Annotated in this window: 13 protein-coding genes and 3 tRNA genes; 14 read left to right on the top strand and 2 right to left on the bottom strand. The window is 45.3% G+C overall.

The window, feature by feature from the left end; all coding sequences use genetic code 11:
* Positions 1 to 38 precede the first annotated feature (38 nt).
* The 3 genes from DXA87_RS16465 (at position 39) to DXA87_RS16455 (ending at position 310) form a co-directional block, all read left to right on the top strand.
* Positions 39 to 112, top strand: a tRNA-Pro gene (locus tag DXA87_RS16465).
* 16 nt (positions 113 to 128) lie between these two features.
* Positions 129 to 200: transfer RNA gene (locus DXA87_RS16460), tRNA-Glu, on the top strand.
* 37 nt (positions 201 to 237) lie between these two features.
* Positions 238 to 310 (top strand) — tRNA-Thr (locus DXA87_RS16455).
* A gap of 117 nt (positions 311 to 427) precedes the next feature.
* Here DXA87_RS16455 and DXA87_RS16450 read toward each other — a convergent pair.
* Positions 428 to 1,741, bottom strand: a complete 1,314-nt coding sequence (locus DXA87_RS16450) for a tyrosine-type recombinase/integrase (protein WP_158553097.1) — start codon at positions 1,739 to 1,741, stop codon at positions 428 to 430.
* A gap of 359 nt (positions 1,742 to 2,100) precedes the next feature.
* A complete protein-coding gene (locus DXA87_RS16445) occupies positions 2,101 to 2,670 on the bottom strand; it encodes a helix-turn-helix transcriptional regulator (RefSeq protein WP_117505392.1) in 570 nt (189 codons plus the stop codon).
* 133 nt (positions 2,671 to 2,803) lie between these two features.
* Here DXA87_RS16445 and DXA87_RS16440 point away from each other — a divergent pair, with 133 nt between their 5' ends.
* The 11 genes from DXA87_RS16440 (at position 2,804) to DXA87_RS16400 (ending at position 10,899) form a co-directional block, all read left to right on the top strand.
* Positions 2,804 to 3,004, top strand: a complete 201-nt coding sequence (locus tag DXA87_RS16440) for a helix-turn-helix transcriptional regulator (protein ID WP_117505389.1) — start codon at positions 2,804 to 2,806, stop codon at positions 3,002 to 3,004.
* A gap of 33 nt (positions 3,005 to 3,037) precedes the next feature.
* Positions 3,038 to 3,241, top strand: a complete 204-nt coding sequence (locus DXA87_RS16435) for an excisionase family DNA-binding protein (RefSeq protein WP_242998127.1) — start codon at positions 3,038 to 3,040, stop codon at positions 3,239 to 3,241.
* 35 nt (positions 3,242 to 3,276) lie between these two features.
* On the top strand, positions 3,277 to 4,101 hold the full coding sequence (locus DXA87_RS16430; protein ID WP_117505385.1) for a hypothetical protein: 825 nt from the start codon (positions 3,277 to 3,279) through the stop codon (positions 4,099 to 4,101).
* Complete coding sequence (locus DXA87_RS16425; protein WP_117505383.1) at positions 4,025 to 4,831, top strand: ATP-binding protein; 807 nt, start codon at positions 4,025 to 4,027, stop codon at positions 4,829 to 4,831. The genes DXA87_RS16430 and DXA87_RS16425 overlap by 77 nt, the downstream gene beginning before the upstream one ends.
* A 789-nt stretch (positions 4,832 to 5,620) precedes the next feature.
* A complete protein-coding gene (locus tag DXA87_RS16420) occupies positions 5,621 to 6,487 on the top strand; it encodes a hypothetical protein (protein ID WP_118298465.1) in 867 nt (288 codons plus the stop codon).
* Positions 6,480 to 6,845, top strand: coding sequence for a hypothetical protein (locus tag DXA87_RS16415; protein ID WP_117505379.1), 366 nt, complete (start codon positions 6,480 to 6,482; stop codon positions 6,843 to 6,845). The genes DXA87_RS16420 and DXA87_RS16415 overlap by 8 nt, the downstream gene beginning before the upstream one ends.
* Before the next feature lie 110 nt (positions 6,846 to 6,955).
* Positions 6,956 to 7,126: a hypothetical protein gene (locus tag DXA87_RS18060; protein WP_158553096.1), complete on the top strand. Its 171-nt coding sequence runs from the start codon at positions 6,956 to 6,958 to the stop codon at positions 7,124 to 7,126.
* Positions 7,113 to 7,607, top strand: a complete 495-nt coding sequence (locus DXA87_RS16410; RefSeq protein WP_117505377.1) for a hypothetical protein — start codon at positions 7,113 to 7,115, stop codon at positions 7,605 to 7,607. Before DXA87_RS18060 ends, DXA87_RS16410 begins: the two co-directional genes overlap by 14 nt.
* Positions 7,608 to 7,609: 2 nt before the next feature.
* On the top strand, positions 7,610 to 7,741 hold the full coding sequence (locus DXA87_RS18670; RefSeq protein WP_279219123.1) for a hypothetical protein: 132 nt from the start codon (positions 7,610 to 7,612) through the stop codon (positions 7,739 to 7,741).
* Between the two features lie 82 nt (positions 7,742 to 7,823).
* The gene (locus tag DXA87_RS16405; protein WP_117505375.1) at positions 7,824 to 10,598 is read left to right on the top strand and encodes a hypothetical protein; all 2,775 of its coding nucleotides are present in this window, start codon (positions 7,824 to 7,826) and stop codon (positions 10,596 to 10,598) included.
* Between the two features lie 61 nt (positions 10,599 to 10,659).
* On the top strand, positions 10,660 to 10,899 hold the full coding sequence (locus tag DXA87_RS16400; protein ID WP_147326539.1) for a hypothetical protein: 240 nt from the start codon (positions 10,660 to 10,662) through the stop codon (positions 10,897 to 10,899).
* The last annotated feature ends 31 nt before the right edge of the window (positions 10,900 to 10,930 follow it).

Below are 10,930 nucleotides of genomic sequence, written 5' to 3'. Positions count from 1 at the left end.
TTCATAAATCTATATTATACTTACGTACGTAATCGAGACGAGGCGTGGCTCAGTTTGGTAGAGCGCTGCGTTCGGGACGCAGAGGTCGCAAGTTCGAATCTTGTCGCCTCGACTTACTTAAATACTAAGGCCTGTTGGTCAAGCGGTCAAGACGACGCCCTCTCACGGCGTAAACCCGGGTTCGATTCCCGGACAGGTCACTTGCTGTTGCGTTATGCAGCAGCATTTTTTAAAGGTGCTTCCGTGGCTCAGTTGGTAGAGCAACGCATTCGTAATGCGTAGGTCGCCGGTTCGAGTCCGGCCGGGAGCTTACTGATAAAACCCTTGTGAATCAAGGGTTTTTGTTGTTTTATAAGAAGATGAAAGCTGTCCGAAATGGGCGGCTTTTGCTGTCTCAAGGGACTGTTTGGGGACCAGAATTTTAACACTATGCTTTTTTCATTAAAGTATCGGCCAGAACATCAGAGGCTTTCCGGTCAAACTCTTCCAGAGCGTGGCTGTAGATATTCAGCGTGGTACTAGTGTTGGTGTGTCCGAGTCTTCCGGAGACAGTGCGGATATTAACACCATTCGCGATCAGGAGCGTGGCAGCAGTATGCCTCAGACCGTGGAAAGGGATCAGAGGAAGCGCCGGTTCGTCCTGCTGCCTGGTTGCATTGTAATGCTTGAGGATACGATGAAAGGCTTTGTACGGGGTATCAAGCCCCATACTGTCTCCATTCCAACGAATAAACACGTTATCCTCGTTGATCCACTGTGAGCCGATAGAGAGGCGATAGAGGTTCTGTTCGTACTTCCACTGTTTGCCGAGTGTTACAACTATCTGCGGAATGGAGATGGTGCGATCATGATTTGTCTTAGTTGGCTTGATGATTTTTTTCCCATCTGCATAACATAAGGATTTTGAAATACTGACGGAACCTTTATCAAAATCCAGATCAGACCATTGAAGTGCCAGCAGTTCCCCGCGACGGCAGCCGGTAAACATCGCCAGATAGAAAAGAAACTTCATCTGGAGAGCAACGGTCCTTGCGCTCTGGTACTCACTGACCTGATAGATTTTACCAGCAGTATCGATCCGGGATCTCGAACCGTATGCGTATGTTTGAACGTTGTCAAGCAGCAGCAGGAATTTTTCAGCCTGCTCCTGGGTGAAACACTTGGGACCTTGCGGCGCGGATCCTGTGGTCTGTTTTTTAATCTGTACGCGAGCCATTGGATTTGTGTTTAAAAGGTTCCAACGGACGGCCTGCGAGAGCATGGCAGACAATACAGCAGCTTTTCTCTTAACGGTGCCATAGGAGAGTGTAACGCCGGATCCGCCTGTCTTTTTACGTTTCAGAAGACCGTTCACATATTCCTGCAGGTAGAGCGGCGTGAGATTCTCAAGAGCCATATAGCCAAAAGCGTCGATAAATTCCGCGACGGCTGACCGTGTAGACTGTAAGGTTCTGGGAGCCTGTGTTTCTTCGGCGCACTCAGTCAGGTACTTACCAGCGTATTTTTCGAATGTCATGGTATGACCGGCGGTATACTGTCCGGTTAATACCTTGCGTTCAAAGTCAGCGGCGAACGCAACAACGTCTTTTTCTATGGATGCCTCGCTTTTTGGATTCCCCTTTGTTGTCAGCAGCTCAGGCTTGTAAGTGGTCTTTCTCCGGATCTTCTTTCCAGCACTGTCGTAGCCGCAGCTGACTGTAATCTGATATGAGTTATCTCCAGTTTTTTTAATAGATGCCATAATTACCTTCCTTTCATGGTGGGCCGGGCGGGCTTTGGGATGAATGGAACGTAACATTGACAAACGATATGGGAAGACATATAATATACTTAACAGGAAAGCCGGAAGGGAGCCACTACCTCCCCGCCCCGGCGAAATATCTAAACTAAAAAATAGCCGTCGACTTTTGCAGGGTCAGGACGGCTATTTTTTATGGGTATAAGCAAGAATTGCAACGATCAGCATAGCGACTGACACGATGAGCTGTAATTCCTCATATGTACTCATAAGCACCACCTCCGACAGGCTCGGAGCGGGTGCAGCGCGTCCCCCGGCTTCCCGGGTAAGTATATTATAATGTCGAGGTAATAAAAACGTAATTAATCTTTAAATGACTTCTGATATTCTGGTATTCTGCTGATCAACTGAATTTTTGTCATAAGTTCATCAGTTGCCTGGTTGGTAGCTTGGGCGATTATTTTTTCGAGTGTTTCCTGTATTTGCCGATCAGCCTCTTTTTTCCCATCATCATTCAGTAATGAATAATAACTGGATAAAGATTCCTTGAGTCTTTCTGGAAAAATTTCTAAGTACTGTTGTAGGCTTGATAACCCCTTCACTCTGTATTCTTTAAACATCTTACTCTCTTCGGAAGATAAAGCTTGCCCATTTTCTATTTTTTTTAGAATTATGTTAAGCGGATGATCTTCATCGACAACATTATCAAAAACGATTTTTCTTGTATTAGAAATATCATCTGGTAGGATACCGTATTGTAATTCAGACAGTGATACCTGAAGTACGTCTGCCAGCTTAATGAGAGTTTGAATCTTAGGGTTTCGGCTTCCGTCTTCATATTTTCGGATGGAAATTTCTGAAACGCCAGCTTTTTTAGCTAATTCTGCCTGTGTAAGCCCTTTTTCTAATCGAAGTTTTCGCAGTTCGAGCATAAGTAAACCTCCTTATATGGATACAATAACATATTTTTTATAACTTGTATAGATACAAAAGTATAAAAAATATCTTGACAGATACATATGTATCGGGTAGAATAGATACAAAAGTAACAAGGAGGAGAAAGCGATGAAAGCAGATAGAAAAAAGCTTGAGCTTGCAATGGCGAGATCTTGCATGAATGCGGCTGAGTTGACAGAAGCGGCCAGTATGCCGCGTCCCACAGTAAATAAAGTAATCACTGGTCATCCGGTTAGGACGGGAACGATGGGGCGCATTGCGCGTGCACTTGGCGTTGACGTGACAGAGATCCTTGCAGACGAGTATTAATCTATTCAATTAGCCGGGCGGGCGTTGGGATGAATGGAAAGAGAAGGGAGCGGAAAGAGAATGGCAATTCCTACAATGGTAACGATTAAGGAAGCGGCAAAGAAGACGGGACTTTCTTATTATTACATTAGAAAATTATGTTTGGAGAAAAAGGTCGTTCACATTACAGCGGGAAGAAAAGTTCTTATAAACGAAGAAAAATTTATAAATTTCTTGAACGGCGAACAAGAGGTTTGAAATTATAGAGTATTGATGAAGAAGGTGAATGTGCAATGGCAAATCGCAGAATGTTTTCTCTTACTGTGGTGGATACGGATCAGTTTATGGACATGCCTGCATCCTCTCAGTGTCTGTACTTTCATTTGGGGATGCGTGCAGACGATGATGGGTTTGTATCATCTCCTCGAAAAATTACCAAATTAGTCAACTGTTCATCAGATGACTTGAGGATTTTAATCGCACGAGGTTATGTCCTTTTGCTGGGAGAAGGTCTGGTCGTAATAACACATTGGAAGCAGAATAATTATTTGAGAAGTGATCGCCATACACCAACAGTTTATGGGGAAGAATTAAAAGGCTTAACAATCATAAATGGAAAATACATTCGGTCTACCGATGGTATACCGGTGGTAGACCGAATGGATACCCAGTATAGTATAGATGAGGATAGTAAAGAACAGGTTAATTCATGTAACGATGCCGAAGAAGTATCGAGTGATTTGAAAAAACTTGTATCAGACAGAAATTCATCTGTACCGTCATGCACGGGAATTAAAATGATTTTAAAAGATAAGAGCTTTTATGATGTTCCCGTGGATAAGTTAGAAATTTGGAAGTCAGCATATCCGGCTGTTGCTGTTGAAAGTGAATTAAAAAAGATGGTAGCATGGTGCGAATCAAACCCGGAAAGAAGAAAAACACGGAGAGGAATTACATCTTTTATAAACGGTTGGTTAAATCGGGCACAAGACCAAGGTAACGATTACATAAAACGGACCCAGACAGCGAAGGAGGACGAAGATGATGAGAATAGGAGACCAGCTTCAGATTTCTATAAACAATTCATGCCAGGTGCAGGGGACGGTGACGGACATTAAAACAATTGGAGAGAATGGAAAACGCTGTCTTTTAGTAACCTGCTCCGTACCTGGTTACGGATATACGCAGCCATTTATGATGCCGTTAGGGAGCGAATCTGCATATAATCAAGATCCGTCTACAAGGATTTTGAGAAGTATGATGCCATCAGAGTATATGGGGAAAACAAGAGAATCATTTGATTGGACGTTGTACCGCGATGATATTAAAATGCAGAAGAGGACCGTTGATGCATTTGTGGAACGATTTGCAGAATTCGAAAAGTCTGGTCGAGGACTTTATATTTATTCAAAATGTAAAGGATCAGGCAAGACATTTTTGGCGTGTATTCTGGCAAATGAGATCACGGCAAGACGCCCGTTCTCGATGAAGTTCATCACGTTGCCGGATTTTATTGAACTGGTTAAGAGTAAAGATGTGTCTGATCTGCAGACACTGGATGGGCTTTACGCATGTCGGCTTTTGGTTTTGGATGATATTGGTGCTCACGATGGTGGACAGGCATGGATTAACGAGGCAATCTTTCGGTTAATCGATTACAGGTATCGGGAGAGAAAGCCGGTGATCTTTACCAGCAACTGTGAGATGGTAAAATTAAGTGGCGATGATCGGATTACAGAAAGAATCGAAAAGATGACGATCCCATTACCGATGCCAGAAGAACGAATTCGCCATAATATCGCGGAGAGGGAAACGAAAGAATTTATGAGATCAATTATGGAATCATAAGAGTACAAAATTGCTATGAAAATATTTTTTTACGATGGCGAAATATATATTTTTGCGGATAACACTTTTTGGTCATCATCGGCCTAATTGGGCAGTAGGGGAGGAGCTGTCCGTTTACAAAGGCCGTTTTATGGATTTGTAAACGGTGATAGCGGTTTACCTTCACAAATAATGTGTTTAGACTTTTACAAATTATGACCGATGTGTTATTATACCAATGTATTGTTTAGTGTCAATTTTGTTTTGGGATTATTAGGTCGCCACATCTATATGGGTGTAGTGACCTTTTTTGTTTCATAAAAATCTACAGAATGCTCATTCTGAGTGTTTTTTCGTCTCTTTCGAGACGGATCCATCCACATACTGATAGTGAAAAAAGATATAGGTATTGAGTACAGAGATTCCAGTCACTGACTATGACGGGATCTCTTTTTGATTGATTTATTTCATTATCCGATCGTGCGGCCAATAACTGGAACCGCAAATCTACAACGAGAGATCCCGGAGCTTTCCTCTGTAGCTCCATTATTGCATCGGTGCAACTGCTGCCGGATGCATCCAGCTATCCCATATTCGCGCGCTATATGCGCTGGATCCTGTTGCAGATGTAACCTGTTGACCCTGCAAGGAGGACTATTGCCTGTCCGGACCGCTGGCCGCGGCGTAAAAATTGGCTGTGATATCTTAAACAGACCAAAAAGTGTTATCCGCAAAAATGGGGAATTAGAAAATACCCCATACTGCCTACGCGATCATCGGCGGGGCAATGACCAGGAGAGGAGGATTGTGGTGAGAAAAAGAAACAAAAGAACCTCGCTGATCCGCCAGGTGCAGGATACCCTGGACTCACAGCTTGCGATTGGATGCAGCAAAAGAAACGACAGGTTAAATGGATGCCAAGTGCCGCGGATCTATTCCTGGGAGACCTACAGGGTCTATCTGAGGCATTCCTGTGACTTCGTCAGATGGGTGAAAGATCAGCATGGTGTCCGGAGCCTGAAAAAGGCGAAGGGGTACGCTGCGGAATATATCCAGGTCTTGACTGCTGCCGGTTATGCCCCGTCAACACTTAAGCTGATCGCGGCGGCCATCGCAAAGACGTACTGCTGCAGCGTGGATGATCTCGGTATCAGGACAGCTCCCCGAAGACGTGCGGACATCACCCGATCGAGAGGGCGAAAGGTTTCCGATATCCATTTTTCGGAGGATTGTAATCGTGATTTGGTGGAGTTTTGCAGAGGATCTGGGCTCAGAAATCGAAAGGAGCTCCAGGTGGTTCGTGGAAGTCAGTTAGAGCACCGGGAGGACGGCTATTATCTGGTTCACATCAAAGGCAAAGGCGGGAAATACCGTGATGTTCCGGTACTGCCGGATTATGAGGACACAGTAGTACGTTGCTGTTTGGCTGCTGGAGCCGGTAAGGTCTGGTCGCATGTATCCAGTCACGCTGATATACATAGTTACCGGGCCGATTATGCCTCGGCATGGTATAAGCGGTTGGCGCGGCCGGTGTCTGCTTTGCCTAAGTCAGAACGGTATGTGTGTCGGTGTGATCGGGCTGGAGTGGTATACGACAAGATTGCTATGCAGCAGGTGTCCCGGTATCTCGGACATAACCGTATCAGTGTAATAGCGGGGCATTATCTGCATGATTAGAGACGATTTTCGCTGCTATAGGACTCGCCTGATGGTGTGTCTACGTGTTGAATATACCGAAAATGTGGGGATACGTGTTCTTAAAAAAAATGTTACACTGACATCAACAACAACGACAATGAAAGGAGCTGTTGCAGTGAATAACGAATCTATACGTGAAGAAATGCAGAAAAACGGTGTGGCGCAATGGCAGGTTGCAGATGAGCTGGGAATTTCAGAAGGTACACTATCGCGAAAAATGAGATACGAGTTCACGCCGGAGGATAAACGGCGGGTTTTAAATGCAATTGCAAAAGTCGGTGAGGCTGTTGGTAAGAGCCAGAAGAAACTTTTCAAGTCTGTGCCAAGTGAGATTTGATGATAGAGGAGAGGACGAGATGATCAGTATGATTTGTCTTAGCGGAATGCTTTTTGCGATTATTTGCGAACTCGCTGCAATTTATGAGGCAATAAATGGAGGACACGAGAATGAAAAATAAAAATGAAAAGAGCGTGGCAAAAGTTGTAGCTCTTGCAATGGCGGAAACACTGAAAGGGTTTGGTGAACGCGGTAAAAAGTTGAAGGAGCAGATCAAGGAAAACGAACGTGAGTTAGAATATTACGAGGAAAAGGAGAAGGAAGCCGATGAAGAGCATTAATTTTGAGACTGGGTATAAGGAATTTACGATCAATGATGATCCGGAACGTGTGATCCGGTTTAATCCGACTGATGCAGACATTCTCCAGAGATTCCGCAAGGCGTTAGATGATATCCGCGGAGAAAAGAAAAAGCTGAAGGATGTTGGACTTAAAGCAGATGGGACCGCGTCTGAAGATGAGATGTTTACTCTGGAGCAGGCCAGCAATGAGCTGGAAAAGTTTAACGAATTCATCAGAGCGGAACTGAATTATATTTTCAACTCAGATGTATATGACGCGGTATTCGCCGGACAGTCACCGCTGGCAGTAGTCGGAAAGGAACAGAAGCTGTTGGTTGAAGCGTTTATGGAGGCGGCACTCGGAGTCATCAGCGAAGAAGTCGAGGAAGCGAGCAAGGAGCGTGTAAAACGGTATGCGGATGCATATAGAGATTCAAAGGGCATTCATAAGACCTCTGCTGCCAAGACGGGAGATATTTAGGGTTGGATACATACATGGAGAAGATTATCAAAGAGATCCTTGAACGTGGAAATACGGCAGAGATCAAACAGCGGAAAGATGATGTGGTAGTTCTTGAAGTAACGAGAAAAATCGTATATACGAAGAGCAAATAAAGTGGTATTTGCAAAAGGCAAAATGGTGCCGGTAGTCTCTTGAGAAGGAGATTGCCGGCCTTTTTATGTTAGGTGGTGACATATGAACAGTGATGGATCAATTATCATTGACACCAAAATCAATACCGATGGCATAGCGAATGGTGAACGCCGCTTACAGAAAGAGTTTGAAAGGGTAGCTGACAGTGCAGAAAAGACAGGTGAAAAGATCAAATCCTCGTTTGAACGGACGAGCAGTTTTGGCTACGATCCTGGAGCGATGGAGGCTGTGTTTGGAAGTGCAGCGGCGGATATCAGGAACTATTCGGATGCAGTTAAGCGTTACGGAAGCTCCGCTGGTATGGTTTTAAACCAAATGGATCCGGCTGGAGAAAAGGCAGCAGGAGCGCTGAAAGATGTTGCACAAACGGGAGAGCAGGTGGCAGAAGGTCTGAAAAAAATTAAGGGATCTGGAGCGAACGAGCCCTTAAAAGAGATATCGACGGCAGGAAGCAAGACGTCAACAGTTTTACAGAGACTTTCTGAAATAGCGAAATCAACGTCTAAGCTCATGAGAACGGTAGGAGAAGAGGAAAAGACCACGGCGCGTTCGGGAGACCGTCTGGCACAGTCGGTAAACAAAACCAATGTGGGATTTAAAAAGATGTTCAGCTATGCGTTTGGTATCCGGTCGCTGTTTGCTCTTTTCAACCGCATCCGCGGTGCTGTAACCGATGGAATGAAAAATATTATGCAGTATTCAGACAGCACAAATCGAGCAGTTTCCGGACTTATGGCATCGTTGACCCAGCTTAAGAACGCACTTGCAACAGCGTTTGCCCCGATTCTTACCGCAGTAGCTCCGGCATTGAATTATCTTATCGGCCTATTAACGTCCGCTGCAACGGCTGTGGCACAGCTTTTTGCGGCCCTCACCGGCCAGAGCACGTTTATAAAAGCTACGAAAGTGCAGGAAGATTATGCGGCATCGTTAAAGAAAACTGGATCCGCGGCAAAAAAAGCTGAGAAGAGCCTCGCATCATTTGACACGATTGAGCAGATCGGTTCGAAGGGAAAAGACTCCGGCAGCGGCTCGGGCGGCAGTGATACAAAGCCGGCAGATATGTTTGAAACGACTGCTATAGAAGAGAAAATTCAGAAAATGGCAAGTCGTATAAAAGAAATACTGGGAACCATTTTTCAGCCGCTTAAAAATGCCTGGATCAAAGAAGGACAGACGACCATCGAATCGGCTAAGAGAGCGTTTTCAAAGTTGTCAGCACTCGCTAAAAGTGTAGGAAGCAGCATGATGGAGGTCTGGACAAACGGCTCTGGAGAAAGAATGGCAGAAACCGTTCTGCAGATCGTACAGGGAATTATGGATGTTCTCGGAAATATAACGGAGAGTCTTCGAAATGCATGGGATATGAACGAGTTAGGAACATCTATCATTCAGAATATCGCTAACATTTTACAAATAATGTTAAGTTTCATCTCTGGGATCGTTCAAGCTACCGTTCGGTGGAGTGCTGCACTCAATTTATCTCCGTTATTGGAAGGGGTCAATGTCCTACTCGGGGCGAGCGGAGGTCTGATCCGGTCGATCGGAACATTCCTTGAAAAATTATATTCTGGAATTATCCTTCCAATGTTCAGTTATTTACTGCAAAGTGGTCTTCCGGCACTTATGAAAATGCTGGCAAGTGTTTTTGACGTAATCTCGGAAAACCAGGCTGTTGTCGATGTGATCGGCGCGTCTATCATCACAGCATTCGCAGCTTGGAAACTGATACCGTTTGCTGCCGCACTTTTGGAGGTTGTCGGAAATATCGCGGCAGTCGTGGCGGCAATGATAGGCAGTGGTGGAGCACTGGAAGCAATTACTGTCCTTGTAAGCGCACTGGGAGGACCTCTGCTTGTTGCAATCGGCGGCGTGGTAGCGGCAGCCATATGGATGGCAGCAAACTGGGAAAAGCTCTCGCAGGGAATGCAGGACGCGTGGAACGCTACATGTGATATCTTTGAGCACGTATGGGAAAAAGTCTTAAAACCGGTGTGGGACACCTTTATGGAAGTTGTAGACATGCTATGGCAGCAGCACATCCGACCATTTCTTTCGAATTTCAATGGATTTATTACAGACATGATAAATCTGATCAATTTGATCTACAGCAGAGGGATAGCACAGGTGATTGGCTGGTTTGTTGATCTTCTGGGACCGACAATAGCGGCTATATTAAAGAGCGTCCTGACGGTTACATCGGGCTGGGTAGCAGGAACGATAGACTTTATCAATTCGGTTATTACAGTGTTCCGAGGCCTTATAGAGTTCCTGAGCGGAGTTTTTACCGGAGATTGGGAGAAAGCCTGGGAAGGAATCAAAAAGATTTTCGGAGGCGTTGTGAGCGGTATAGAGACTATCATAAGGACTCTCGCAAGCACGGTAGTCAATATTGTGAATGGCATAATATCTTTGGTTGAATCTGGAATTAACGGGATCATCAACGGTATCAATGATCTGCTTTCGGGGATTCCGGATGAGGTGCCGATCGTTGGTGGACTGCATATCGGTAACGTAGATGTTCCGCGGGTCCATCTGCCGAAATTGGCATCCGGAACTGTGGTCCCGCCACGCGCCGGGGAGTTTGCGGCGATCCTAGGCGATAACAAGCGGGAGACGGAGGTCGTTTCACCTCTGAGTACGATGAAACAGGCGCTTTTGGAGGCATTGATGGAAAGTGGAATGTCCGGCGGTAGTCAACAGATCGTGATTCGTTTCGAGGGCAATCTGGCGCAGCTTGGGCGAGTATTGAAACCCGTAATTGATGCAGAAAACAACCGCGGAAGCGTGAGACTTGTAACAGGAGGACAGCGATAGAAGAAGACTCCTGCTGCTGATCTTGAGATGGCAGCAGGAGAATATAGGGGAGAAGAACGTAATGCGGACGAGAGACTTAAGCTGGGAAGATAGAGGGATTAGCAAAGAACGTCAAAAAGCGCTATACCATGAGGCGGCGAAGCCAGACAATCGGGACCTTTTGATTAGGGCGGCGCAGGCGGTCAATGAACAATTATCTCCATACACAATTGAATCGCTGGCAGGATTTAATGAGGCTGTTGGTCGCCAGAAAATAGGCTATTATGCATTGTATAGCAAAAATGATGATATGGTATGTTGAATATTACGGGTACTTTTACACCACTTGTCCG

Origin of the sequence: Desulfotomaculum sp. OF05-3, assembly GCF_003435535.1 — a bacterium.
GTDB classification, from domain to species: domain Bacteria; phylum Bacillota; class Clostridia; order Lachnospirales; family Lachnospiraceae; genus Pilosibacter; species Pilosibacter fragilis.
This window is presented reverse-complemented; position numbering and strand designations above follow the sequence as displayed.